The organism is Oceanobacillus sp. CAU 1775, assembly GCF_054482815.1.
The window spans coordinates 500,879-526,524 of record NZ_JBTLRO010000001.1 but is presented as its reverse complement, the minus strand read 5'-3'; the positions used below and the strand labels follow the sequence as shown (position 1 = coordinate 526,524).

Here is a 25,646-nt window from a genome sequence, read left to right as displayed (position 1 = left end):
AATGACAACTAGAATCTTAGATCGTCACTTTATTCTTCTTCGCCAAAGCTGCTGCGACGTCGATAATCATATCTTCCTGTCCACCAACAATTTTTTGTCTTCCAAGTTCAATAAGAATATCACGAGAATCTACGTTATAGCGTTTGGCTGCACGATTCGCATGTAATTGGAAGCTAGAATAAACGCCAGCATACCCCATTGTTAGACTATCTCTTGTGATTTCCTGTGGTTTCGGTAAAATTGGTGCAACAATATCCTCTGCGATATCCATCATTTTATAAAGATCTATACCTGTATCTATTCCCATTTTCTGCAGAACTGCTACGAGAACTTCTGTCTGTGTGTTCCCCGCACCTGCACCAAGGCAACGAACACTTCCGTCTATTCTAGTAGCTCCATTTTCTATTGCTGCTAATGTATTCCCCATCGCTAGAGATAAGTTGTTATGGGCGTGAAAGCCGATGTTTGCCGATAACTCTTGGCGTAATGCCTTCACTCGCTCTGCAACCTGGTTTGGCAGTAAAGCTCCAGCAGAATCGGTTATATATACTGTATCAGCACCGTAACTTTCCATTAATTTTGCTTGTTCAACAAGTTTATCGATTGGTGCCATATGACCCATCATTAAAAAGCCTACCGTTTCCATGCCTAAATTCTTTGCCGTTTCAATGTGTTGTTTTGAAACATCAGCCTCAGTCACATGTGTAGCTACACGTACCATTTTCGCACCAATGTTATGAGCTACTTTCAGATCTTCAATTGTTCCAATCCCGGGTAATAAAAGAACAGAAATTTTCGAGAAATCTGAAACCTCAACAGCTGCTTCAATCAATTTTAGTTCATCCACTTTTGATAGACCATATTGTATAGAGGACCCACCAAGTCCATCTCCGTGTGAAACATCAATATAGTGCATGCGAGCTTCATTTAGTGCTTTAGCTACATTTGTAACTTGTTCAACAGTGAATTGGTGACTCATGGCATGACTACCATCTCTCAATGCAACTTCAGTTATCTTTATTTCAGACATAATAATCCCCCTCTCTTTTATTAATTCACTGTCGCTTCAGCACGACTTTTTGCAAATTCTTCTGCTACTTTAACTGCTGCAGAAGTCATAATATCTAGGTTTCCTGCATATTTCGGTAGATAATGACCCGCACCCTCAATTTCTAAGAATACGGTAACTTGGTTACCTTCAAAAATCGGCTCTGTCCTTAATGTATAGCCTGGAACATAAGACTGCACTTTAGCTGCCATCTCCGTAATAGATGTAGTTATTTTTTCTTCATCCATCGTACCTTCTTCAACAATCGCATGAACGGTATCGCGCATCATAATTGGTGGTTCAGCAGGGTTCAAAATAATAATTGCCTTCCCTTTCTTCGCTCCACCAACTTGTTCTATCCCTTTAGCAGTTGTCTCGGTAAATTCATCGATATTCGCACGGGTTCCTGGCCCAGCACTTTTACTTGATATGGTTGCAATAATTTCACCATACACCACAGGGGCTACCTGATTGATTGCATGAATAATTGGAATTGTTGCTTGTCCACCACAAGTGATTAAGTTAACGTTTTCCGCATCTAAATGGTCCCGCAGATTAACAGTTGGTACAACAAAAGGACCAATCGCTGCAGGAGTTAAATCTAGCATTTGCTTTCCTAATTTTTTTGCTACCTCCGCGTTATGAACATGGGCGGAAGCACTTGTTGCATCAAAAACAATATCTACAAGTTCTGGTTTTTCAAGTAATCCATCTATGCCGTTGTCGAATACTTCAAGCCCAATTTCTTTAGCATGCTGCATCCCTCGTGAAGATAAGTCTACTCCCATCATCGTGGTTAACTCTAAACTATTTGACTTCGTTAATTTAACCATTAAGTCTGAACCGATATTTCCTGAACCGATAATTCCTACTTTTAATTTTCCCATCCATATCCCCCCTTATTTATTCAGTAAACGTAACACTAACTTCTCCAAGTTCAGCAAATTTAGCTCGAAAACTGTCTCCAGGTTGAGCCTCTATAGCTGCAGATAATGCTCCTGATAATATAACTTCCCCAGCTTTCAAGGTGATGTCATACTCCGCTAGTTTGTTCGCCAACCATGCCACACACTTAGCTGGATCGCCTAGTGCCGCAGCACCTACACCAGTATTTTGTAATTCTTCGTTTTTATAAAGAGCCATACCAATTTGTTTGATGTCGATATCAGTAACTTTTTTTGGAATGTCACCGAGTAGATATAGTCCACTAGAAGCGTTATCAGCTACTGTATCTTCTAATGTAATTTTCCAATCTTTAATTCTACTATCAACAATTTCAAGTGCTGGAAGGATCACATCGGTAGCTTTGAGGACATCAAGTGAAGTAATATTTGGTCCCACTAAATCCTCCTTGAGAATAAAAGCAAGCTCTCCCTCTACTTTTGGTTGTAGCACACGATTGAAAGAAATTGTTCCACCATTTTCTACTTCCATATAGTCAGTTAAATGACCATAGTCTGGCTCACCGACACCGAGCATATCCTGCATCGCTTTCGAAGTTAAACCAATTTTCTTTCCTGTAACTCGCTGACCGTTTTCAACATATTCTTCAATCGTGTGCAATTGAACATAATATGCCTCATCAATAGATAGAGTAGGGTCCAGCGTTGTTAATGGCTGAACTCCTTCTCTATTATTCCAAGCATCTCTTAAATGTTTTGCATGACTTTTTGTTTTTGAAGAATTAATTGCTACCATATACATCCCCCTAGAGTTTTAGTGTTACGTTAGTCACTTCTGTATAAAAGTCCATACTGTGTGTACCACCTTCACGCCCAATTCCACTATGCTTTGTTCCACCAAATGGTGTACGTAAATCACGAAGGAACCATGTATTTACCCAAACCATACCGGCTTCAATTTGTGAAGAAAATCGAGCGGCACGTTTCACATCAGATGTCCAAATACTTGCACTCAAGCCGTAATGTGTGTCATTCACTTGCTCAAGTACTTCTTCTTCTGTATCAAATGGGATGACCGTTACAACTGGACCAAAGATTTCTTCACGAACACATCTAGAGTCTTTACCTAAACCAGTAATAATTGTCGGCTCGATATAATATCCTTTATCTTCATATAAGGTGTTTCCTCCAACCAGGAAATTTCCACCTTCTTCTTTTGCAATATCCAAGTAACTAACTACTTTGTTATAATGTTCTTCACTTACCATTGCTCCAACTTTCGTATCTGGATCAAAGGGATCTCCAACTTTTAATTCTTTTGCTTTTACAGCAAATTTCTCTAGAAACTCATCATAAATTCCTCGTTGCACATAAATTCTTGAACCACAGAGACAAACTTCACCTTGGTTAATAAAGCTAGACCTTAAAGTAGTCTCGATAGTGTCTTCTAAATCAGCATCATTAAAAATAATATTTGGATTCTTTCCACCGAGTTCAAACGAAAGTTTCTTCAGTGTTGGAGCTGCAGCTTTCATAATTGTAGTTCCAGTAACTGTTTCACCAGTAAATGCAATAGCATCTACATCTTCATGCGAGGTGATTGCAGCACCTGTTTCACCAAATCCATGCACCATGTTTACAACGCCGTCAGGAACTCCTGCTTCTGTACAGATTTCCGCTAGAACCGTAGCGGTCATTGGTGTTACCTCAGAAGGTTTCATCACTACAGTGTTTCCTGCTGCAAGAGCTGGAGCCAATTTCCATGTTAAAAGTAGTAATGGAAGATTCCATGGATTTATTAAACCTACTACTCCAACAGGTTTACGAATAGAATAGTGAATAGCAATATCATCTTGTTGATAAGATTCATTTGTAACAGATGTTACATAGTCAGCAAAGAAATGGAAGTTGTTAGCCGCGCGATCAATGTCTACACTTTTCGATAGCCAAATTGGTTTTCCTGTGTCTAGCGATTCAAGTTCCGCAAGTTCAGGAAGTCTTTCAAGAATTAAATCGCCAATTTTACGGACAATCTGTGAACGCTTTTTAGCAGGCATTGTTCCCCATTCACCTTTAAGCGCTTTTCTCGCAACTTTTACTGCTTCGTCTACTTCTTCTTTTCCACCTACTTGAACTGTACCAAGTACCTCTTTAGTAGCCGGATTGATATTTTCAAACGTCTTTCCGCTTTTTGATTGCACATATTTACCATTAATATAATGGGAGCAATCGATTGGTTTTACCTTTACTGTCGTTTTACTGACCTGCATAAAAAAACTCCTCCTTATGTTTTGGAAACGCTTAAATTATTTCCAAGTCTTAAATTGTTATTTTGTTAAATGAATAAATATTTGTATTTATCTTGCATTTTCATTATAGGTTCGATAAGTGAATTAAAAAAGTCCGCAGTTCTTCTATGTGGAACAATTGGAGATTTGTTTTTATAATATTTGGTTTACGGAGAAGGAAAATGAAACATGGGGACGGTTCTCGCGTTGCACTCGAGTGCAACATGAGAACCGTCCCCATGTTTCAATTATTTATTATCGATTACTACTTCGTTTACGATTAGGTTTTTTCTTGGTTTGATGTTGTTGATGATGATGTCGGCTACGTCGTCTGGATCCATGAGTCCGGGTTTTTCTTCTACATCAAATATGCCGTCCCAGAAGTTTGTTTTCATGCCACTCATATAAGCGCCGTAGACTCTTACTTCTGTGCCTTTTAATTCTTCATTTAGACTTTCCGTGAAGCCTCTCACTCCGAATTTACTTGCACAATAAACGCTTTCTGTCACTTTCCCTTGTTTACCCGCAGTCGAAATGACGTTTGCGATTATGCCTTCGTTACGTTCCTTCATATCTTCAAGAACTTCCTGCGTACAAAAGATGGTTCCCTTTAAATTAATATCAATCATATCATGCGTTGCTTCCTCTGGAATATCTTCAGCCATCTCAAATACCCCAAGCCCAGCATTATTGATTAAAATATCGATAGTGCCCAAATCTTTCTTTATTGAATCAAAAACTTTAGATACATCATTTTTATTAGAAACATCTACTGTATAAATCGAATAATCTCCAGTTAATAACTCTGCTGTTTTCTCTAATTTTTCCAATGTTCTTCCAAGCAAAACAACATGGTTACCCATTTCCGAATATTTTTTTGCGAGTGAAGCACCTAACCCACTACCTGCTCCAGTGATTACTATATTCTTTTTATCCATTTTATCATTCCTTTCTTCAAAAAGAATCCATATAAACTTCGTTATAACTACAGCACGCTAATTATTCCAAGTCTGTGTGCTGCCGCTATAATATATTATTTAGTTAATTAACTCAAGCTTTATTAGTATGAAATATTGCCAGGATGCAACATGGGGACGGTTCTCTTGTTGCAATGAATGCAACGCGAGAACCGTCCCCATGTTTCGTTATTATTCTTCTACAAAATGGTCTTCTGTAATTACTTCTGTGTTTGATGATGTGAATGTGATAGTATATGCGTCATCAACGCCTACTTCTTTCACAACTACATTTTCAGAGTCTGCGTAAGCTTCGTTCATTTCTTCATATGAACCAGCGAATTGTTTGTCTTCGAAAAGGTCGCTATTTGTTCTTTCCGTTACGTTAAGCTCTAAAGATAATTGTAACTCTTTATCTAATAATGCTTCTTTGTCCGCACCTTTTAGTGCAAAACCAAGAACATTTTCTTCATCAATTGTAAATTCGTATGCTACGAAACGATCTTTACCTTCGTCATCTTTCAATACTAGACGGTAAATTTCTGTTCCAGCTGGTAAGTTAGTATCCATCGTAACTTCCATATTGCCGTTTACAACATCGATACTTGAAACTTCATATGTTAAATCAAGCATCTCTCTTTCTACTGCTGACTGCTCTTCAACATTCTCAGTATCCCCGCTGCCATCAGCTTGACTAGCGTCCTCGTCATTACTGCTACCACACGCTGCTAGAACGAGTGCCAGGAAGATAAATAATACAGATGTAAATAAGTTCTTTCTCATGAAGCAAATCCCTCTCTTTTGTTGAATTTTGCGGCATTTAGCATTTAGTTATATAGATTTAACCCATGCCAATTAAAAATGCCCAACAAATCAATTTTACTATAAATGGTAGAAAATTACTAGTGAGAGACATTGGTGGTGCGAGTTGATGGTGGGTGTGGCGTGAGCGCAACGTGAGTGCAACGTGAGTGTAACGTGAGTGTATCTTGAGTGCAACATGAGTGCAACATGGGGACGGTTCGAGACCACTGAAAAAGTCCATCTGAAAATTCAAAAATATAGATAAACATAAAGAAATACCCCTTCCTTTTTGGTATAATGTAGTTATCGAGACAACATACACCGAAAAGAGAGGGGTATTTCCATGCTTAAAGAAAAAGATAATCAGTTAAGCATCTATACAATATTATACAATAAAATTCCAGCGAATCACAGACTAAAAGTTTTAAAAGATGAATTAGATTTTAGCTTTATTAATAAGATGTTAGCACCTACATATAGTAAACGTTATGGTAGACCAGCGAAAGAACCAGAAATGATGGTAAAACTATTAATTCTAAAGCATCTATATGATTTATCCGATGTACGAGTGATTGAAGAAGCTACTTTAAACCTTGCTTATTTGTATTTTCTAGGGGTTAATCCTGAAGACGAACTTCCAGATCCTAGCCTTCTGACGAAGTTTAGAAAGAATAAATTAGAAGGGAAAGTTACGATGGATGAAATTATCATTCATATCGTAAATCAATGTGTGGAGAAAGGTATATTAGAAGGAGCTAGTATTACTATAGATTCTACACATACCCAAGCAAACACGTTCAAATGTACACCTGAACGTGTAATGAAGCGCGTCGCAAATAAAGTATTCCAGACTATAAAAGAAGAAAACCAAGAAATACCTAAAGAAATCAATCAAGAAATTCCAAACTACAAAGAAATCGACAATCCTAAAGAAGCAAAATCTGAGATGAAAACTTACTTAGAAGAAACGATAGAAACTGTTGAGAACACAATCGATTTAGAAGCATGCCCTAAAACAAAAAAAGTAATGGAGAACGCAAAAGAAATAATCGAAGATCCAAAGTTTATCCAACAAAAAGGAGCTCGCTCGATTGTTGATCAAGACGCAAGAGTAGGGTATAAGAGTAAGACATCGCATTTCTTTGGTTATAAAACGGAATACATGATGACGACACAGGATAGAATTATTACCGCAGTACATGTCGATAACGGAGCATATGTCGATGGAACAGAATTCGAAAAATTAATTGAACTTACAAAACAAACGGGACTTCCAATTAGAGAAATTTATGGTGACAAAGCATACTTCAGAAAACCGATTCTAGATAAAATTAAGGAGTTAGAAGCGAAAGCTTATATCCCAGTAAGTGAAATGGTATATAGAATTAACGAGGATTTATATAGTTATAATAAAGATTCAGATGAATGGTTTTGTGCGCAAGGAAATAAAACGGTAAATAAGAAATACAAAAAAGATAAAAGCGGAAAAGAAACGCTAAGATATTATTTCGATAGAGAAACCTGTAGAAACTGTCCGTTACGAGAAACTTGTATAAAAGCTAGTGGTACGGTTGGAAAAATCTTGGTGTTAGGCGTAAACACACCAGAATTTTATGAACTTAGTCAACAACAAAAAACGGATGCATTTAAAGAAGCTTATAAGAAAAGAGCTTGTCAAGAATGGAAGAATGGAGAAATGAAAAATCATCATGGGTTAGACCGTGCCAAAGGGTACGGTCTAAAACCCATGGAGTTACAAGCCAAACTTACTGCATTAGCAGTAAATATGAAGAGGGTAGCAGCAATACTATCCTCAAAAATGAGCGCATTTTCGAATTATATTTTTATATTCTCGAAAAAACAGCAAAAAATTATATTTTTCTTCAGAAAAAAAGAAAAGCCCTTATTTCTTAAAAAAATAAGAGGCTTTTTTCAGTGGTCTCGGACGGTTCTCGTGTTTCACTCGGAACTGCAACACGAGAACCGTCCCCATGTTGCATACTTGTATTTATTTTTGCTCTATAAGAGAATAGGGATACAGGTTATTATTTTGCTAGTTGGAAAGGATTTTTTAATTGAAGAAGATAATTGGTGGAAGTAGAATAATTAAAACTGGGGTAGCTATTTTATTAACTGCCTGGATCTGTGAGCTTTTTGGATGGCCACCTGTTTTTGCGGTGATTACTGCCATTGTTACGATTGAGCCGACTGTTTCCGATTCGATTAAAAAAGGTATCGTTCGTTTCCCTGCTTCAGCAATTGGCTCGGCTTATGCTGTATTATTCATTTCTTTTTTCGGAAATTCTCCTATTACATATACACTTGCAGCCGTGCTGACGATTGCAACTTGCTTTAGATTAAATCTTCACGCTGGGCTTCTTGTAGCAACGTTAACATCTGTTGCAATGGTAGAAGTAATTCACGATAATTATTTTCTTGCCTTTTTAATCAGACTCGGCACGACAACGATCGGACTTGTTGTTTCAACGATTGTGAACATGTTCGTCTTACCACCTGACTACCGTGAGGACATAACTACAAATATAGACAAAATAAAGAAACACACTGCGACCGCGCTGGATAAAATTAGCAGCGATATTTTAACCGCTGATTCAGGAAATAAAGCTCAACGATACACAATGTTAGCTAAACTAAAAAAAGAAATAACAAATACAAATACATTAATTCGTTTTCAAAAAGATGAGTCAAAGTATCACCCACTAGTCACTAGTGAAGAAAAGTTATTTCAACTTATAGAAAAACAAGCGGAAATATTACGCAGAATACATGATGATTTGGATGATTTACTCCGTCAGCCGACAGAGGGTTTGTCTTGGAGCGAGAAAGATAAGGAAATTATTCGTTCAGCAGTGATGGCACTAACTGCCAGCTTAAAATCCACTAGAGATTACGACCACCAAACCCATCAATTAAATAAACAAAAAATCACAGAAATATTCTGGAGATACAACAGCACTATTACAGAAACTAACGAACAAACTTCACCTAGCCTACCACCCGAATTGATTGTCCTATACGAATTACTATCCATCTACGGATTAGTAGAAGAATTTTATGAAGAGTGAAACATGGGGACGGTTCTCGCGTTGCACTGATTGCAACACGAGAACCGTCCCCATGTTTCATTCCATGCTATAATCTAGCTATTAAAACATTTAAATTGCGAGGGGATAAAATGAGGCAGCGTTTTTTGCAGAACAAAAAGTTAATCGTTCATTATTATATTGTTGCAGTTATCGCTATGTTTTTATTTTGGTTTTTCGTGAGCAAAGAAGCTGCGATCGATCCAGTTATTTTTACGATTTTAATAATTTATCTCCTCGTGTTTCCATTAACTATTCTTTATATAAGGAAGTATGCTGTTCATATTTTCTTATTTCTTTTAGCGTTCATTACTGGTTTTTATAGTTTTTATCATTATTCTCTTGATGATCACTCTATACTAAACGCATTTTATTTCACTTTTCAACTCTTTTTATTAATGGTAGCAGATGTATTTTCGTCTGATGGCTCTGTTTTATTAGAATATCCTCTAATCGTTGAAATTGCTCGTTGGTCGGCAGCTCTCTATACCATCTCGACGATATTTATCGCGATGTATCGAATGCTGGAAAACTCTATTTTACTGATTTTCTATCAATTAAAAGGAAATCACACCATTGTCTTCGGCTACAATAAAAATAGTTTGGCCTTGATAGAAGATTTACGAAAAAAGAAAAAGCATATCATTCTAATTGCAGAGCACCCTCCACAAGAAGTTGTTGACTACTTAGAAACGCTGAAAGTAGCCGTTATACATCACTATGATTTGAATGAAAATATGTATGCAAAATGTGGTGTAGAACGGGCTGAAAATATTATCTTATTACATGAAGATGATGTTGATAATTTGAATGAATTCATGAGTTTACGCGATAGCTTTGAATCGCATAAATGGAATAACCGTAAGTTAACTGTATATATTCACCTTCAAGAACCCATGTCTCGTAAGCTTTTCATAGAACTTGAACAAACGACAGTGAAGAGTAAACAATATTTTCAAATACAGCAGATAAATTTATATGAATCGTTTGTTGATGACTTATTTGAGCGTCATGCGATTTCCATTCATGGCGAAAAATCGAGTCCGATGCATTTATTGATAATTGGGTTTGGATTGTTAGGTCAGCAAATTGCTTTAAAAGCAGCTACTGAGAATAATTCGTTAGAAAAAAGCCAACTAAAAATTACTGCACTTGATAAAGCAATGAAGCGCATCAAACCTGAGTTTGGGCGGAATTATTCAGAGCTTCAGCAACTAACGGATATGACCTTCCACACTTTCGATGTGACAATAGACACAATTGAAAAAGTGATAAAAGAACAAGTACAGCCAATCACACATATATTCATTTGCCTCCACGATGACGCGCTGGATTTATGGTCAGGAATTGAACTATCAAACCAATTCCCAGACATCCCAATTTACCTCGAGTTTTCCGACGGCAGCTTCGCTGAAAAGTGGATCGAATCAGAAGTAAGTGGGGACAGATTAATGTACAGCCTAGGAACATTTGACAAAATACTAACCGAAGAAAAATTACTAAAGTGAAACATGGGGACGGTTCGAGACCACTGAAAAAGTCCATCTGAAAATTCAAAAATATAGATAAATATAAAGAAATACCCCTTCCTTTTGGTATAATGTAGTTATCGAGACAACATACACCGAAAAGAGAGGGGTATTTCCATGCTTAAAGAAAAAGATAATCAGTTAAGCATCTATACAATATTATACAATAAAATTCCAGCGAATCACAGACTAAAAGTTTTAAAAGATGAATTAGATTTTAGCTTTATTAATAAGATGTTAGCACCTACATATAGTAAACGTTATGGTAGACCAGCGAAAGAACCAGAAATGATGGTAAAACTATTAATTCTAAAGCATCTATATGATTTATCCGATGTACGAGTGATTGAAGAAGCTACTTTAAACCTTGCTTATTTGTATTTTCTAGGGGTTAATCCTGAAGACGAACTTCCAGATCCTAGCCTTCTGACGAAGTTTAGAAAGAATAAATTAGAAGGGAAAGTTACGATGGATGAAATTATCATTCATATCGTAAATCAATGTGTGGAGAAAGGTATATTAGAAGGAGCTAGTATTACTATAGATTCTACACATACCCAAGCAAACACGTTCAAATGTACACCTGAACGTGTAATGAAGCGCGTCGCAAATAAAGTATTCCAGACTATAAAAGAAGAAAACCAAGAAATACCTAAAGAAATCAATCAAGAAATTCCAAACTACAAAGAAATCGACAATCCTAAAGAAGCAAAATCTGAGATGAAAACTTACTTAGAAGAAACGATAGAAACTGTTGAGAACACAATCGATTTAGAAGCATGCCCTAAAACAAAAAAAGTAATGGAGAACGCAAAAGAAATAATCGAAGATCCAAAGTTTATCCAACAAAAAGGAGCTCGCTCGATTGTTGATCAAGACGCAAGAGTAGGGTATAAGAGTAAGACATCGCATTTCTTTGGTTATAAAACGGAATACATGATGACGACACAGGATAGAATTATTACCGCAGTACATGTCGATAACGGAGCATATGTCGATGGAACAGAATTCGAAAAATTAATTGAACTTACAAAACAAACGGGACTTCCAATTAGAGAAATTTATGGTGACAAAGCATACTTCAGAAAACCGATTCTAGATAAAATTAAGGAGTTAGAAGCGAAAGCTTATATCCCAGTAAGTGAAATGGTATATAGAATTAACGAGGATTTATATAGTTATAATAAAGATTCAGATGAATGGTTTTGTGCGCAAGGAAATAAAACGGTAAATAAGAAATACAAAAAAGATAAAAGCGGAAAAGAAACGCTAAGATATTATTTCGATAGAGAAACCTGTAGAAACTGTCCGTTACGAGAAACTTGTATAAAAGCTAGTGGTACGGTTGGAAAAATCTTGGTGTTAGGCGTAAACACACCAGAATTTTATGAACTTAGTCAACAACAAAAAACGGATGCATTTAAAGAAGCTTATAAGAAAAGAGCTTGTCAAGAATGGAAGAATGGAGAAATGAAAAATCATCATGGGTTAGACCGTGCCAAAGGGTACGGTCTAAAACCCATGGAGTTACAAGCCAAACTTACTGCATTAGCAGTAAATATGAAGAGGGTAGCAGCAATACTATCCTCAAAAATGAGCGCATTTTTGGATTATATTTTTATATTCTCGAAAAAACAGCAAAAAATAATTTATTTCTCTAGAAAAATAGAAAAGCCCTTATTTCTTTAAAAAATAAGAGGCTTTTTTCAGTGGTCTCGGACGGTTCTCCTGTTGCATCCACTGCAACACGAGAACCGTCCCCATGTTTCACTCTTAAACTAGATTCATAGGATAAGTGGTTTTTACATACCTGACCTGTTTTTCTCTTCCATCAACTAAAATAGAGGAGGTAATATAATCTTTGTTAGTCGTTTCAATGCCTCTCATGATGATATTGTCTGTAATACCAGTTGCAGCTAAGAGACAATCGTCTGTATTTACTAGATCATTTTGCATTAATACGCTGTCCACATTTAAAATACCCATTTCTAGACACCTGTTAATTTCTTCTTCATTTCTTGGTAATAACTTTGCTTGCATTTCTCCACCAAGAGCACGGGTTGCTACTGCCCCCAGCACACCTTCTGGAGCGCCACCGATACCAATAAACATATCCACTCCTAAACCTTCAATACAAGTTGCAATAGCGAAAATGACATCTCCATCATGAAAAGTAGAGACTTTCGCACTCGTTCCTCTGATTCTTTCAATCATTTCCTGATGTCTCGGTCGGTCTTGAACGAGAATATTTAGTTCTTCTACTTCTTTACCAAGTGCTTTCGCTACATTATAAATATTTTCTTCAAGTGGGGCATCTAAATCAATATGCCCTTTTGCTTTTGGCCCTACTGCAATCTTTTTCATGTACATGTCTGGAGCATGAAGCAAGCTCCCCTTCTTAGCAGCTGCGATAACTGTTATTGCATTCCCCTGTCCGTTTACAGTTGGAGTTGTTCCTTCAATCGGATCAACCGCAATATCAACTTCATGCTCTCCACCAATACCAAGCTTTTCTCCGATATAAAGCATTGGTGCTTCATCAATTTCTCCTTCGCCAATTACAACTGTGCTTTTCATTTTCAGTTGATTCAATCTCTCTCTCATAGCTGCAGTGGCTGCTCCATCTGCAGCTATTTTATCACCACTACCTACCCAAGGTAGTGCCGCAACAGCAGCTGACTCAGTTACTTTTAAAAAATCTAATAATAGTGATTGCATGTCTAACCTCTCCCTGACTAATAAGTATTTATTAGTTACTGGTGCAATTACTTCCAGCTACTGCGTCTTTGTAATTTTCTCCAACAAATTGTCCTTCTTTTTCAATGATCTTATCCACTTTTCTCTTTGAACCTTCCGCCCAAGTAACATTCAAATAAGCAGCTACAACTTTTTTCGCAACTTCTGGTCCGATAATTTGAGATCCCATAGCAATAATTTGTGCATTATTACTTAATTGTGCTCGTTCTGCAGAGTAGACATCATGCGCTACACCTGCACGAATCCCTGGATACTTATTAGCAGCTATACTAACTCCAATTCCAGTTCCACATAGTAAAATTCCTCGCTCAGCTTTCCCTTGACTGATTGCTTCCGCTACTTCAAAAGCCACATCTGGATAATCTACAGCGTCTGCTGAATGACAACCGAAATCAACTACCTCATGTTCAGTGCCAGCTAAAAAATCCTTAATGATTTCTTTTAAATCAAAAGCGTTATGATCACTACCGATTGCAATTTTCATTTTAAATTCCTCCAATTATTTTTCGTTATATTATCACTTAGTTTCATTTTAATATATATCCTATCGTTTTACAAGATAAACGTTTTCGTTTACTTTCGTTTTGCTCCAAAAATCTTCATTCACACATATTTATAAAAATAGGAATCAGAAGATTAGTTTCTGATTCCTATTTTTTATTTTACTTATCTGATCATCTTGAACTTAAATTATTTATTCACTTTTCGCTTCAATAAAAGATAGAAAAGCTTCTACAATCATATACGCAGAAGTTGCCCCAGGATCTTGATACCCAATTGATCTATCACCTAAGCGACTTGAACGCCCTCTTTTTGAAATAATGTCCTTCGTAGATTCCATTCCAGCTTTCGCTGCGGTAACTGCTTTAGCAAATGCATCTGTAAAATCATTTGATTTTGCAAAGTTTTCTTCTAATGCATTTGCAAACGGATCAAGCGTATCTACCATTGTTTTATCTCCTACCTCAGCTTGACCACGCTCTTGAATACCTCTTGCAAAGGCAATCCAAAATTCTGCTAAATCCTGATCATTTAAAATTGTTTTACCCTTTACCGCTTTTGCGCCTCTCATAAAGCCAGTTGCATAAAGTGGACCAACCGAAGAACCTACTGCACTAAGAAATGTCTTTCCTACAGTAATACTAATTTTTGCACAGTCCTCTTCATCTACAAGCTCATTCTCTAGCTTTTCGTTTACCGCTTGCCAACCAATGGACATTGTAACACCATGGTCACCGTCACCTAATTTACGGTCAAGTTCACAAAGGTAGTCTTTTTCTTTCTCCACCATTGCCACAATCTCTTTATAATAAGCTTTTAATTCTTTTGCTGTAAATTGCATATTAGAACCTCCATCAAATTATTTTTGCACAAACATTGGACAATCAACAGGGTGATCAATTGTTTTGATGAGTTCATCGTCTAACTTCATTAATGTAACAGAAGCTCCACCCATTTCAAGTGAAGTGATATAATCACCTACGTAAGATCGATAAATTTCTATCCCTAAATCACTTAACATTTGTTCTACTTTGCGAAAAACAATATATAATTCCATTCTTGGAGTTGAACCAAGACCATTTACTAAAACAGCAACTTTATCCCCACGGTTAATTTCAATATCAGCCAGAATGTCATTTACTAAACGCTCTGCAACCTTATCTGCTGATTGAAGTGGCCCTTTTTCAATTCCAGGCTCGCCGTGATGCCCTAGTCCGATTTCCATTTCGTCATCGCCAATCTCAAAGCTTGGTTCCCCAGTTTGAGGTAATGAACAAGGAGTCAGGCCTACTCCCATTGAACGTGTATTTTCATTCGCTTTATTTGCAACTCTGACAACATCTTCTAGATTATATCCGAAGTCTGCTGCCGCTCCTGCTGCTTTATATATAAAAAATTCACCCGCAATACCACGACGTTTTTCTTTTTCTTCCTTGGGAGCAGAGGCTACATCATCTGAAGCTAAAGCCATCTCCACTTGAATATCTTCCTCTATATCTGCCATCTCTGCAGCCATTCCGAAATTCATTACATCTCCAGCATAATTACCATATAGATAAACAACACCAGCACCTTTATCGATTGCTTTTGTTACTTCTAATATCGGATCTGGTGATGGTGAAGCAAAGATATTACCTATAGCAACACCATCCGCCATACCTTCACCAACATAGCCTAGAAAACCTGGCTCGTGACCTGATCCCCCACCAATTAAAACTCCTACTTTTCCTTCTCTCGTCTCTTTTGTAGTAACAAGTGCTCTATCATTTTCAGGTAATTGCCTTATGTAATCAGGGTGCGCTTTCACGTAGCCGTCCACCATTTCTTCGACTACATATCTAGGATCGTTCATAAGTTTCTTCATTATACAATTCTCCTTCTATATTCATTTAATTAAACTGATTATGTTGATTATAACAAATTCCTTTATATATTTATTCTGTATATTTGACTTCACCATTAACTTATTCATCATCTAATACTGTCTTTAGAAATTATCATTTTCTACGAGTAGGCAGATAATTAGATTCTTACTAATACTTAATAGAAGAAACACTACAAACAGGGTGAATAAATTTCAATGAAATCGTTTACAATATATTTTATATGTTATCATTTTTTTTCGTTTTGTCAATATTGTTAGTGTATACTTTCGTAAATTGTGCAATCTAATTATATAATTTCAATTCTTCGAGTCACAAAGGAAATCTATCAATTGACTAATTTATTTTATTCTTCTATCATAAGATATATTTTAACCATAGGGGTGTATCTACAATGAGAATGTTTGCAGGTGAAAGTAGAACGAAACCTACATATATTACAAAGTATAGGAAAGATTACTGTAAAAGAACTTGCTCCGAGTCTCAAGGTATCAAAAGATACTCCCAGAACTGATTTGGGGAAATAGAAATAAACGGACTTCTCAAAAGAATGCAAGGTAGAGTGGTTGTAAATAATGTGTCAATTAGTAATAAAAGCTTCTCCGTTCGGGAAAAACCAATGGTAAAACGCTCTAAAAAATTGTTACAATGATTGACAGCAGTAAAACTGACAAAGTCTTTTGTTCTGTATTTGCGACTACAAAAAAACCTCAGCTTATCCATGATAAAAGGATTCGAGAGGAAATCTCCTCGAAATTACAAAAGTATTACATTCGTTTAGCTGATTGCTATCAAATAAAATACTTAAAATAAAGGCACCTTCTTCACTATGAAAGATAGGTGCCAATTATATGTTTGATTAGAAGTAAATCATTTCATTTATAACTTTCCTAACAAGAAACGCTATTTCCCTCTAAACATAGAAATACAATGGTATTTTCCGTTAGCATCACTAATCTCTACGCCTAGCGTTCAATAAATTCTTTATGCCCTAACTTTTCCAAAACTTCATCATAACTTGGTAAACCCTTATTATCTCCATTAACTTCAACTACTATGCAGCCAATTGCATTAGCAAATTTAAGTGTTTTTTCTAGTGGCCAATCCTGTAAGATACCATATAGAGCCCCAGCATCAAAGCCATCTCCTGCACCAACCGTATCGACGACCTTTGTCGCCTCAATTGCAGACACTTCAGTGATTACTCCCTTATGATAGCCTGTAGAACCTTTTTCTCCTTGTTTAATTGCAACAAAGGAAACGCCCATCTTTTTAACTTCTTCGATTATTTTTAAAGGGTTTTTTTCTCCAATTATGATTTCCATCTCTTCATCACCTGCTAGGAGAATATCAACCTTGGGTAATATTTTTTTTAATACATCTCTTGCTTGTTCTTTACTCCACATACGTAAGCGTATATTCGGATCGAAAGAAACTTTAACACCATGCTTTTTGGCAAGATCAATTGCTTTTTCCATTACAGAGATATTCTTTGGATCAATAGCTGGATATATTCCAGTTAAATGTAGAATTTTTGCATTTTTAATATATTCTTCATCAAGTAAATCGGCTGTTAATGTTAGGATTGGTGACTTATGTCGGTAATAGATTGTTTTGGTTGTCCCATCTGCGCGAATTTCTTTAAAATTGAGTGAGGTTGGGTAGTCTTCAACTAACTCAACTTGCGAAACGTCCACTCCCTCACCACGAGCAAAATTGTAAATATATTCACCAAAATCATCTTTTCCAAGTCGACTTAACCATCCGGTTTTCATTCCTAGTCTAGAGCAACCGATAGCAACATTTAACTCTGCTCCTCCAACCGATTTCTCAAATGTATTGGCATATTTTAATCTCTCTTTTACAGTGGGAGTTAGTGTAACCATTGATTCACCCAATGTAATCACATCTTTCATGAAAGCACCCTCCATCTTTCCATGTGTTTCTATGATGTTTATTTTTCTATAACTTTTACTCCATTAGCTTGAGCAACAATCAACTTGCTAGTCATATTAGGAAAAATACCTGTCTCCACAACACCAGTTAGCTGTTTTAATCGAGTATGCAGCTCTTCAGGGTTTTTAATTAAACCAAAATCACAATCTAAAATATAATTTCCATTATCTGATAGAAATCGTTCTCCACCTCTTGTTCGAATAGTAGGCGTTCCACCAATTGCTGCTATTCTTCTTGCAGTTACTTCCCAACCGAACGGTAATACTTCGACCGGTAACATGAAAGTGCCTAGCTGTTCTACTAGTTTCGACTCATCAACAATGATAATAAGTTCCTTAGCATACCCATCTACAATCTTCTCACGCACTAAGGAACCGCCTCCACCTTTAAGTAGATTAAGATCACTATCTACTTCGTCGGCTCCGTCAATTGCTATATCTATTCTCTCGACCCTAGAAAAATCAGTAAGTGGAATACCAACTTCATTTGCTAGTCGCTCCGTTTTCTTTGAGGAAGGAATTCCCTCAACCCTTAAACCAGCTTTTACCTTTTCGCCTAGTTTATGAATCATCCAATTAACCGTAGATCCAGATCCTAAGCCAATAATCATATCATCTTTAATAAAATCAACTGATTTTTCAGCTGCTAACTTCTTTTGCATATCCATTTGGTGCATTTTGTACCTCCTAATAAATTGAAGTTCAACTTCAAAATAATTATCTAATTAGAAATAGCGATAGTTGTGGTACGAATGTGACAATGAGAAGTGCAACGACGAGCACAATAATAAATGGAATGATTCTTCTTACCAACGCTTCGAAGGAGACACCTGATATTCCTTGGGCGACAAATAAGTTTACCCCAACTGGTGGAGTAATAAATCCAACAGCTAATCCAACAACCATAATAATCCCAAAGTGAACAGGATCATAACCAAGACTTGTAGCCATTGGCAATAAAATTGGTGTTAAAATGATAATAGCTGCGAGTGTATCCATGAAACATCCAACAATTAATAATAAGATAATGATTAAAAGCATAATAACAATGCGATTTTCAGAAATTGCTAACATGCCTTCTGCAATTTGATTTGGAATTTGTTCTACAGTTAGTAGTCTACCAAATGCAGTCGCTGTACCTATAATTATTAACACAGTTGCACTTGTTAAAGATGAATCAATCAATATTCTTGGTAAATCCTTCAATTTCAGTTCTTTGTATATAAGTAAACTAGCTATTAAACCAACAACTACAGCTACAGCCGCAGCTTCTGTTGGTGTGAAAATTCCACCATAGATACCACCTAAAATAATAACCGGTATCAAAATAGCCCACTTTGCTTCCCATATTGATTTAAGTATATTTATAATAGAGAATTTTTCTCCATTTCCTTTAAACCCTTTTTTCTTTGCGTAATAATAAGAATAAGCACTAAGCAGAAGAGCAATAGAAATTCCTGGGATAATACCTGCTATAAATAAATCTCCGATAGAAGCAGATGCTGAAGTTCCATAAATAACCATCGGAATACTTGGTGGAATAATTACACCTAGAGATCCAGCAGCAGCAACCACTGCAGCTGCAAATGTTCGATCATAACCGAGCTTTACCATTGCTGGAATCATAATTCCTCCGATAGCTGCAACAGTAGCTGGTGCTGAACCTGAAATAGCTGCAAAGAACATACAGGTAACAATAGTTGCAATTGCAAATCCACCTGTAATATTACCAACCATTGAGTTTGCTACTCTAAATAACCTTTCAGATATACCACCTTTACCCATAATTTCCCCAGCAAGAATAAAGAATGGTACAGCTAAAATAGGAAAACTATCAACAGATGTAACTAACCCTTGTGCCAGAAATTCAATTGGTACTGAACCAGAATATATAATAGTAACCACTGTAGAAATACCAAGCGCAATACCTACGGGTACACTTAGTAATAAAAATATTGCAAAACTACCAAATAAAACTGCTATTGTCATTGTTATTACCCCCTTCGCTTAGTGATGTAATTTGTCTCCATCTTTTGCATCTTCAACAATCATGTCCTGCTCTGTCTTCACTTCAAAATGCTCTTTACCTCTTAATGTTTGAATTTGTAAGATAATCTGTTGAACCAGTCGAATAGAAGTTAAAGTAAAGCCAACTGGTGTAGCCATATAAACAACACCCATTGGAATTTTAAGTGCAGGAGTTATTTGTCCCCAACCAAGCAACTGTTTACTGATATCGTAACCATAAATAATAATTAATATAGAGAATGCTAAGAATAGTAGATTAGCTACAATCCCCATAATTATTTTTTGTTTGTCTTTTAGATAATGCATTAAAACATCGACTTTAATATGTCGTTGCATTTTTACACCGTAACTTATACCGATATAGACCAACCAGATGAAACAATACCTCGCCAGCTCCTCTGACCAAGATAAGGACGAACCCATGACATGTCGCATGAATACTTGTAAAGCAATAACAACTGTCATCACGCCACTCAATATAACTAGTATCGATTCTTCAAAATGTCTATCTAACCATTTAATTATCTTCATGAATATCCTCGCCTTCTAAAAATAGATTAGAAAATAGTTTTTTATTTTATTAGAGCTGCCAACAGGATAAGTCTAGAATAGATTCATTTATTCATAAAATATTCTCTTTTTCAACTGTATACACAGACAGAGTAATTAATTTCATTACTGGAATTGTTTCCACTCTTCAAATTTACTGACATACTGTTTCGCTCGTTCTGTTAATTGTAATAACTCATCCGACGTAACTTCCATATTCCCTTTTACCAATGAACTACCTAACCCAACTCCAATGGCCCCAGCCTGGAGAAAATCTTGCATATTATCTAAATGAATCCCACCTGTAGGAAGTAGGGGAACTTGAGGTAACGGTCCATGAATATCCTTTATATAGCTAGGACCTAAGCTTCGCGCTGGAAAAAGCTTGATAATATCTGCTCCAGCTTCGTAAGCTGTCAATATTTCTGTCGGCGTCATTGCAGCTGGCATACTAAGCACACCATATCGCTTCGTTAATCGTATCGTTTCCGTATTCATTGTCGGTGAGATAATAAATTTTGCACCACTATTGATTACTGCCTTTGCCGTCTCAGGATCAAGCACAGTACCAGCGCCAATGAATACTTCATCTCCGAATGCTTTCACAGCATCTTCTAGCGCAAAATTTATACCAGGCGTATCGGCAGTAATCTCGACAGAACGAACGCCACCATTCAATAACGCTTCAATAATAAACACAATATTTTCACGTTGTTGACCTCGTATAATTGCTACGATCCCATTTTCTTTAATTCGGTTTATACTACTCACATCAAAAACCTCCAATCAATTTAACGAACGGTAGAAGTATTCCTTTTCTACCGGATAGCGTAGGATTTATACTCAATTTTTAGAGCGGTAATTCCTCACTATTTTGTTCACGAAAAATAGAAGATGCTCTCCTGAACATAATAGGATCAAATCGATGGATATCTGAGCCACTCGTATCTCCAGTTGAAATTTGTTCCATCAATAATTCGGCTGCCTTTGTGCCGATATCAAAGGCCGGTTGAGCTACAGTTGTAATTGGGGGAGAAAAGATATCTGCATAAGAGATATCATCAATTCCAATAATAGCTAACTCTTCAGGTACTTTTACTTCATGTTTCTTTACAAACTTTAGGATTTGCATTAGCGTTAGATCATTCGTAGCAATTATTGCTTCAGGCAGTTTAGCTGTATTTGCTAACCTTTCTAGTTTTGCCTCCATTTCATCGAGGGGAGACGAAATTATATATTCCTCATCGTATAAAAGATCGTGTTCAATTATAGCATCTTTATAGCCCTGGATGCGTTCTCGTCTCGCTGTTATCGTTGTAGGTGACATCGTCATGATGGCAATTTTTTTATATTTATTAGCTACCAAATCTTCCACGCATATACGTAATGCCTTCTCATTATCTAAAAGAACTGAAGTAACGTCAATATCAGATAAAATTCGATCAATAAAAACCAATGGGAAATTTCGCTTTTTCAACGTCTTGTATAACTCAGTATTGCCATTCGTCGGTATAGAAATAATACCATCTACTTGATTTGCTAATAACATTTCAATATAGTGCTTTTCTTTCGCTGGATTATCATCAGCATTACAAATTATCACATGATAGCCTTTTTCATTGCACACATCCTCAATCGAACGCAAAATCTTTGTAGAGAAGTCGTATAAAATATTTGCTAGTATAACCCCAATTGTTGTTGTGTTTTTCTGTTTTAAGCTTCTAGCAATTTTATTTGGACTATAGCCCAGTTCAGCAATTACTTTTTTTATGCGTTCTTTTGTATCCACTCCCATATATTCATATCTGCCATTTAAATATTGGGAAACAGTACTTTTAGAAACACCAGCACGTTCTGCAACATCTTTAATCGTTACTGTCCTCATCCAGAAACCTCCTCCGAAACCGTTTTCTATTTAATCATGCATAGATAGACACGGTATCCCCTGCTTCTTTAAACAGATCATCTTCCTAACCAGCCACCGTCAACCGCAAGTAAATGCCCATGTACAAAGTTAGAGGCGTCGGAAGCTAAATATACGACAGAACCTTTGAAATCATCTGGATTTCCCCATCGTTCAGCAGGAATTCTTTCCATTATCTGACGACTTCTTACTTCATCTTTAATGAGAGCTTCATTCATTTCCGTAGCAATATAACCAGGGGCAATTGCATTCACATTAACTTGATGTTTTGCCCATTCATTGGAAAGCGCCTTTGTTAATTGAGCAACGCCACCTTTTGCAGAAGCATAAGCAGGAATGGTTATTCCTCCTTGGAAAGAATTTAAAGAGGCAATGTTAATAATTTTCCCTCCACCGTTAGCTACCATAAACTGTCCGGCTTTTTGAGATAACGTCCATACAACCTTTAGATTTATATTGATTACATCATCCCAATCTTGTTCTGTGAAACTCACTGCCGGAGCTCGTCGCTGAATCCCTGCATTATTTACTAAAATATCTATTTTACCAAATAGATCTATAACAGTTGGAATAGCTTTTTCTACTTGATCTTTTTCAAATAAATCACCAGGAATAATTTCGCATCTTCTACCCAAAACTTCTATTTCTTTCTTTACATGAAGTTGAGTAGGATCTCGTTGCAGTAACGCTATGTCAGCACCTGCTTCTGCCAGAGCGATCGCCATGGCTGAGCCAATCCCACGCGTTCCACCTGTTATTGCAGCTACCTTACCTTTCAAAGAAAATAACTCCTGCATACTTCTCTCTCCCTTAAAAGTATTGTGTTATATGTATTTCTTAAAAAATTATGAAATAAATGGAATATATAATGAAAAAGAAGGGAGAATAATATACCTCCCTTCTCTCCTTACGTGAATAGATGTCTTTCAAGCTTACAATCTAAAATTGATAAACCATTCACGCACTTTGATACTTATATGTTATTGTGCAGCTTCAATCGCATCGTATAGTTCATCAAATAGAGGCGAACCTAACTCTTCTGCGAACTCATCAATTACTGGTTGAACAGCTTCACGCATTTCAGCCTTCGCTTCATCGGATACTTCTGTAAATTCTACTCCCTCATCGATTAAAGATTGTACATACTCTTCGTTCGCTTTACGGTTCACTTCACGTTGGTGTACCCCTGCTTCAACTGCAGCAGAACGAAGAACTTCTTGATATTCTTCTGGCAGGCCATCGAAGAATGGTTTACTTACTAAGAATACAAAAGGTGTGTAGATATGATTCGTTGCAGAAACATAATCTTGTACTTCATGGAATCCTTCTAAATAAATAGTAGCAATTGGATTCTCTTGACCGTCAACAGTACCCTGTTGTAATGCTGTAAATAATTCCGTAAATGCCATAGGTGTTGGATTTGCTCCTAACGCACTAAAAGCACTTAAGTGTAAGTCATTTTCCATTGTTCTTAAAGTTAAGCCTTTGAAATCTTCCATTGTTTCAATTGGGCGGACACTATTGGACATATCACGATATCCATTTTCCCAATATGCTAATCCAACAAGGTTCTGATCTTCTAGTAGATCTAACATTTTCTGTCCTACTTCACCATCTAAAACTTCATCTGCAACTTCTGAGCTTGGCATTAGGAACGGGATATCAAATAGTGCAAATTCTGGAACGAAGTTAGCAACAGGTGCTGTTGATGGAACAGTTACTTCTTGTGATCCAAGCTGAAGCGCTTCCATCGCAGTTCTGTCATCACCTAACTGACCACTATGGTAAGTCTCTACAAAAACTGCTCCATCAGTTTCTGCTTCTACAATTTCCTTGAACTTTAACAAACCATCGTATTGTGGGTGATCTGCATTCAGACCAATACTTGCTCTAATTGTAAATTCAGCGTCTCCACTTGCTTCTGTATCTTCATTAGATGCATCTGTTTCACTTGTATCATCCGTATCGTTTGCATTACTTGACGTATCATCGTCATCTCCACATGCTGCTAGTACTAGTAAGAGCATCACGCTAGCAAAAATTAATAATAGCTTTCTCATTATTTTTCCTCCTTTAATGTATGAAACTCCTCGCCTTACTTCTACCCCCCTTAATAAGATAAAGAGGCTACATTACCCTAGCCTCTTATTCAATTAGGACAATTAGATTAACTCAATAATCTCTAGAGCTAAATCGATTTAGTAAATCGAGTTAGTCATATTATAATATGAATGAAAGCGTTTTACAAGAACTATTTATAATATTTAAATTTAAATAAGTTAAAATATCAACACAGCGCTGTAGCATAGATTTTGGCCTGTCTTTATTGAACTACTATTCACTTGAATAAATGTTTTAATATTGCTATGTAGCCTATACTTCCATTAACTAAATTCTTTAGTCCAGCTAAAATAACATTATTCGTTTTTAATGTTATTTCTATTAACAACGGCATCTTTAAATAAACAACCACAATCTATCAGTTCATATTCTGTACCTTTTAAAAAAACCTTAAGTGTTTCTTTTCGAATTAAAAGCAAACGAAAGTATTAATGCTTTCAAATTATATTTTTCTTAATCATTTCATTTCTTATCACGATATGATAAATTAATATTACTACGAGGAAGTACGAGGTGGAAAAATGGTTAAGATGTTTGCTGAAGAAAGGCGTGGAATAATTTTAAATCATTTACAACAAGAAAAACGCATAACGGTTAAAGAACTGGCAACGCTTTTAAAAGTATCTGAAGCTACTCTTCGTACTGACCTAAATGTGTTAGAACAAGATGGATTATTAACGAGAACTCATGGAGGCGCAGTATTAAACGAAGCAAAGCCAAAAATGAATAGATTCTCTGAAAGAGCATCTCAGAATATTAAAGATAAGAAATCGATTACGAATAAAGCTATAAACCTTATCGAATATAAGAGTAGTATTTTTCTTGATGCTAGTACTACTGCTTTAGAGTTAGCTCGACAATTAAAAGAATTAGATATCAGTTTAACAGTAGTAACTAACGGATTAATGACAGCAATTGAATTAAAAGAAAACCCATCAATTAATGTTATTCTTTTAGGTGGAATTGCTCGAAAAGATTCTATGGCAACTGAAGGCCTACTAGGGATTTCACTATTAGAAAGAATTAACATCGATTCTTTCTTTACATCTGCACAAGGTTTCACCATCAATGAGGGATTAACAGATTTTAATGTGTATGAGGCTGAACTTAAAAAGAATATCGTTAAAAAAGCAGATAAGGTCATTGCTTTATTGGACCACTCAAAGATAGGTAGGAGCTCTATTGCCTCTTTTGCTTCAATAGACGATATCGATATATTAATTACAGACAAAAAATTATCAAGTGAAACAGCTACTGCCCTAGAATCAAATCAGATAGAATTTATTGATGAGTGATG

23 protein-coding genes and 1 pseudogene are annotated in these 25,646 nt (G+C 36.3%); 6 read left to right on the top strand and 18 right to left on the bottom strand.

The window, feature by feature from the left end; genetic code table 11:
* Positions 1 to 16: 16 nt before the first annotated feature.
* The 6 genes from dmpG to ACXYMZ_RS02475 all read right to left on the bottom strand — a co-directional run bounded on the left by dmpG (position 17) and on the right by ACXYMZ_RS02475 (position 5,977).
* On the bottom strand, positions 17 to 1,030 hold the full coding sequence (gene dmpG / locus ACXYMZ_RS02500; RefSeq protein ID WP_458946773.1) for a 4-hydroxy-2-oxovalerate aldolase: 1,014 nt from the start codon (positions 1,028 to 1,030) through the stop codon (positions 17 to 19).
* A 20-nt stretch (positions 1,031 to 1,050) separates the two neighbouring features.
* A complete protein-coding gene (locus ACXYMZ_RS02495; protein WP_458946772.1) occupies positions 1,051 to 1,935 on the bottom strand; it encodes an acetaldehyde dehydrogenase (acetylating) in 885 nt (294 codons plus the stop codon).
* A gap of 16 nt (positions 1,936 to 1,951) precedes the next feature.
* Positions 1,952 to 2,746 carry a 2-keto-4-pentenoate hydratase gene (locus ACXYMZ_RS02490; protein ID WP_458946771.1) on the bottom strand — a complete coding sequence of 265 codons (795 nt, stop codon included), beginning with the start codon at positions 2,744 to 2,746 and terminating at the stop codon, positions 1,952 to 1,954.
* 10 nt (positions 2,747 to 2,756) lie between these two features.
* A complete protein-coding gene (locus ACXYMZ_RS02485) occupies positions 2,757 to 4,220 on the bottom strand; it encodes an aldehyde dehydrogenase (protein ID WP_458946770.1) in 1,464 nt (487 codons plus the stop codon).
* Between the two features lie 266 nt (positions 4,221 to 4,486).
* Positions 4,487 to 5,176, bottom strand: a complete 690-nt coding sequence (locus tag ACXYMZ_RS02480; RefSeq protein ID WP_458946769.1) for an SDR family oxidoreductase — start codon at positions 5,174 to 5,176, stop codon at positions 4,487 to 4,489.
* A gap of 210 nt (positions 5,177 to 5,386) precedes the next feature.
* Positions 5,387 to 5,977: a hypothetical protein gene (locus ACXYMZ_RS02475; protein ID WP_458946768.1), complete on the bottom strand. Its 591-nt coding sequence runs from the start codon at positions 5,975 to 5,977 to the stop codon at positions 5,387 to 5,389.
* A 364-nt stretch (positions 5,978 to 6,341) separates the two neighbouring features.
* Between ACXYMZ_RS02475 and ACXYMZ_RS02470 the strand changes: the two are divergent.
* The 4 genes and pseudogenes from ACXYMZ_RS02470 to ACXYMZ_RS02455 form a co-directional block, all read left to right on the top strand.
* A pseudogene (locus ACXYMZ_RS02470) lies at positions 6,342 to 7,853 on the top strand (IS1182 family transposase); the annotation flags it as partial.
* A gap of 220 nt (positions 7,854 to 8,073) precedes the next feature.
* Positions 8,074 to 9,084: an aromatic acid exporter family protein gene (locus ACXYMZ_RS02465; protein WP_458946767.1), complete on the top strand. Its 1,011-nt coding sequence runs from the start codon at positions 8,074 to 8,076 to the stop codon at positions 9,082 to 9,084.
* 125 nt (positions 9,085 to 9,209) lie between these two features.
* Positions 9,210 to 10,610, top strand: coding sequence for an NAD-binding protein (locus ACXYMZ_RS02460; protein ID WP_458946766.1), 1,401 nt, complete (start codon positions 9,210 to 9,212; stop codon positions 10,608 to 10,610).
* A gap of 138 nt (positions 10,611 to 10,748) precedes the next feature.
* Positions 10,749 to 12,320: an IS1182 family transposase gene (locus tag ACXYMZ_RS02455; RefSeq protein ID WP_458946765.1), complete on the top strand. Its 1,572-nt coding sequence runs from the start codon at positions 10,749 to 10,751 to the stop codon at positions 12,318 to 12,320.
* An 84-nt stretch (positions 12,321 to 12,404) separates the two neighbouring features.
* Here ACXYMZ_RS02455 and glpX read toward each other — a convergent pair whose 3' ends face one another.
* The 4 genes from glpX to ACXYMZ_RS02435 all read right to left on the bottom strand — a co-directional run bounded on the left by glpX (position 12,405) and on the right by ACXYMZ_RS02435 (position 15,753).
* Complete coding sequence (glpX, locus tag ACXYMZ_RS02450; RefSeq protein ID WP_458946764.1) at positions 12,405 to 13,349, bottom strand: class II fructose-bisphosphatase; 945 nt, start codon at positions 13,347 to 13,349, stop codon at positions 12,405 to 12,407.
* 31 nt (positions 13,350 to 13,380) lie between these two features.
* The gene (gene rpiB, locus ACXYMZ_RS02445) at positions 13,381 to 13,872 is read right to left on the bottom strand and encodes a ribose 5-phosphate isomerase B (RefSeq protein ID WP_458946763.1); all 492 of its coding nucleotides are present in this window, start codon (positions 13,870 to 13,872) and stop codon (positions 13,381 to 13,383) included.
* 210 nt (positions 13,873 to 14,082) lie between these two features.
* Complete coding sequence (dhaL, locus tag ACXYMZ_RS02440) at positions 14,083 to 14,730, bottom strand: dihydroxyacetone kinase subunit DhaL (RefSeq protein ID WP_458946762.1); 648 nt, start codon at positions 14,728 to 14,730, stop codon at positions 14,083 to 14,085.
* 18 nt (positions 14,731 to 14,748) lie between these two features.
* Positions 14,749 to 15,753 (bottom strand): dihydroxyacetone kinase subunit DhaK, encoded by a 1,005-nt coding sequence (locus ACXYMZ_RS02435; protein ID WP_458946761.1) that lies wholly within the window; start codon positions 15,751 to 15,753, stop codon positions 14,749 to 14,751.
* Positions 15,754 to 16,182: 429 nt separating this feature from the next.
* Here ACXYMZ_RS02435 and ACXYMZ_RS02430 point away from each other — a divergent pair, with 429 nt between their 5' ends.
* Positions 16,183 to 16,299: a DeoR family transcriptional regulator gene (locus ACXYMZ_RS02430; protein WP_458946760.1), complete on the top strand. Its 117-nt coding sequence runs from the start codon at positions 16,183 to 16,185 to the stop codon at positions 16,297 to 16,299.
* 438 nt (positions 16,300 to 16,737) lie between these two features.
* Here ACXYMZ_RS02430 and ACXYMZ_RS02425 read toward each other — a convergent pair whose 3' ends face one another.
* The 8 genes from ACXYMZ_RS02425 to ACXYMZ_RS02390 all read right to left on the bottom strand — a co-directional run bounded on the left by ACXYMZ_RS02425 (position 16,738) and on the right by ACXYMZ_RS02390 (position 24,288).
* Positions 16,738 to 17,688, bottom strand: coding sequence for a sugar kinase (locus tag ACXYMZ_RS02425; protein ID WP_458946759.1), 951 nt, complete (start codon positions 17,686 to 17,688; stop codon positions 16,738 to 16,740).
* 38 nt (positions 17,689 to 17,726) lie between these two features.
* A complete protein-coding gene (gene rpiA / locus ACXYMZ_RS02420; RefSeq protein WP_458946758.1) occupies positions 17,727 to 18,404 on the bottom strand; it encodes a ribose-5-phosphate isomerase RpiA in 678 nt (225 codons plus the stop codon).
* Between the two features lie 40 nt (positions 18,405 to 18,444).
* Positions 18,445 to 19,716: a TRAP transporter large permease gene (locus ACXYMZ_RS02415; RefSeq protein ID WP_458946757.1), complete on the bottom strand. Its 1,272-nt coding sequence runs from the start codon at positions 19,714 to 19,716 to the stop codon at positions 18,445 to 18,447.
* 18 nt (positions 19,717 to 19,734) lie between these two features.
* Positions 19,735 to 20,286 (bottom strand): TRAP transporter small permease, encoded by a 552-nt coding sequence (locus ACXYMZ_RS02410; RefSeq protein ID WP_458946756.1) that lies wholly within the window; start codon positions 20,284 to 20,286, stop codon positions 19,735 to 19,737.
* 144 nt (positions 20,287 to 20,430) lie between these two features.
* The gene (locus ACXYMZ_RS02405) at positions 20,431 to 21,075 is read right to left on the bottom strand and encodes a bifunctional 4-hydroxy-2-oxoglutarate aldolase/2-dehydro-3-deoxy-phosphogluconate aldolase (protein WP_458946755.1); all 645 of its coding nucleotides are present in this window, start codon (positions 21,073 to 21,075) and stop codon (positions 20,431 to 20,433) included.
* Between the two features lie 79 nt (positions 21,076 to 21,154).
* Entirely contained in the window at positions 21,155 to 22,189 is a 1,035-nt protein-coding gene (locus ACXYMZ_RS02400) for a LacI family DNA-binding transcriptional regulator (RefSeq protein WP_458946754.1), read from the bottom strand.
* Positions 22,190 to 22,266: 77 nt separating this feature from the next.
* Complete coding sequence (locus ACXYMZ_RS02395; protein ID WP_458946753.1) at positions 22,267 to 23,025, bottom strand: SDR family NAD(P)-dependent oxidoreductase; 759 nt, start codon at positions 23,023 to 23,025, stop codon at positions 22,267 to 22,269.
* A 183-nt stretch (positions 23,026 to 23,208) separates the two neighbouring features.
* Entirely contained in the window at positions 23,209 to 24,288 is a 1,080-nt protein-coding gene (locus ACXYMZ_RS02390) for a DctP family TRAP transporter solute-binding subunit (protein WP_458946752.1), read from the bottom strand.
* Positions 24,289 to 24,870: 582 nt separating this feature from the next.
* Here ACXYMZ_RS02390 and ACXYMZ_RS02385 point away from each other — a divergent pair.
* Positions 24,871 to 25,644 (top strand): DeoR/GlpR family DNA-binding transcription regulator, encoded by a 774-nt coding sequence (locus ACXYMZ_RS02385; protein WP_458946751.1) that lies wholly within the window; start codon positions 24,871 to 24,873, stop codon positions 25,642 to 25,644.
* The last annotated feature ends 2 nt before the right edge of the window (positions 25,645 to 25,646 follow it).

What these genes read in the sequence shown, in the direction of transcription:
- ACXYMZ_RS02400 (WP_458946754.1), bottom strand. Translation starts at nt 22,189, where the DNA reads ATGAGGACAGTAACGATTAAAGATGTTGCAGAACGTGCTGGTGTTTCT.
- ACXYMZ_RS02495 (WP_458946772.1), bottom strand. Translation starts at nt 1,935, where the DNA reads ATGGGAAAATTAAAAGTAGGAATTATCGGTTCAGGAAATATCGGTTCA.
- ACXYMZ_RS02455 (WP_458946765.1), top strand. Translation starts at nt 10,749, where the DNA reads ATGCTTAAAGAAAAAGATAATCAGTTAAGCATCTATACAATATTATAC.
- ACXYMZ_RS02390 (WP_458946752.1), bottom strand. Translation starts at nt 24,288, where the DNA reads ATGAGAAAGCTATTATTAATTTTTGCTAGCGTGATGCTCTTACTAGTA.
- ACXYMZ_RS02490 (WP_458946771.1), bottom strand. Translation starts at nt 2,746, where the DNA reads ATGGTAGCAATTAATTCTTCAAAAACAAAAAGTCATGCAAAACATTTA.
- ACXYMZ_RS02435 (WP_458946761.1), bottom strand. Translation starts at nt 15,753, where the DNA reads ATGAAGAAACTTATGAACGATCCTAGATATGTAGTCGAAGAAATGGTG.
- ACXYMZ_RS02395 (WP_458946753.1), bottom strand. Translation starts at nt 23,025, where the DNA reads ATGCAGGAGTTATTTTCTTTGAAAGGTAAGGTAGCTGCAATAACAGGT.
- rpiB (WP_458946763.1), bottom strand. Translation starts at nt 13,872, where the DNA reads ATGAAAATTGCAATCGGTAGTGATCATAACGCTTTTGATTTAAAAGAA.
- ACXYMZ_RS02475 (WP_458946768.1), bottom strand. Translation starts at nt 5,977, where the DNA reads ATGAGAAAGAACTTATTTACATCTGTATTATTTATCTTCCTGGCACTC.
- ACXYMZ_RS02425 (WP_458946759.1), bottom strand. Translation starts at nt 17,688, where the DNA reads ATGAAAGATGTGATTACATTGGGTGAATCAATGGTTACACTAACTCCC.
- ACXYMZ_RS02385 (WP_458946751.1), top strand. Translation starts at nt 24,871, where the DNA reads ATGGTTAAGATGTTTGCTGAAGAAAGGCGTGGAATAATTTTAAATCAT.
- glpX (WP_458946764.1), bottom strand. Translation starts at nt 13,349, where the DNA reads ATGCAATCACTATTATTAGATTTTTTAAAAGTAACTGAGTCAGCTGCT.
- ACXYMZ_RS02410 (WP_458946756.1), bottom strand. Translation starts at nt 20,286, where the DNA reads ATGAAGATAATTAAATGGTTAGATAGACATTTTGAAGAATCGATACTA.
- dmpG (WP_458946773.1), bottom strand. Translation starts at nt 1,030, where the DNA reads ATGTCTGAAATAAAGATAACTGAAGTTGCATTGAGAGATGGTAGTCAT.
- ACXYMZ_RS02415 (WP_458946757.1), bottom strand. Translation starts at nt 19,716, where the DNA reads ATGACAATAGCAGTTTTATTTGGTAGTTTTGCAATATTTTTATTACTA.
- rpiA (WP_458946758.1), bottom strand. Translation starts at nt 18,404, where the DNA reads ATGCACCAAATGGATATGCAAAAGAAGTTAGCAGCTGAAAAATCAGTT.
- ACXYMZ_RS02480 (WP_458946769.1), bottom strand. Translation starts at nt 5,176, where the DNA reads ATGGATAAAAAGAATATAGTAATCACTGGAGCAGGTAGTGGGTTAGGT.
- dhaL (WP_458946762.1), bottom strand. Translation starts at nt 14,730, where the DNA reads ATGCAATTTACAGCAAAAGAATTAAAAGCTTATTATAAAGAGATTGTG.
- ACXYMZ_RS02485 (WP_458946770.1), bottom strand. Translation starts at nt 4,220, where the DNA reads ATGCAGGTCAGTAAAACGACAGTAAAGGTAAAACCAATCGATTGCTCC.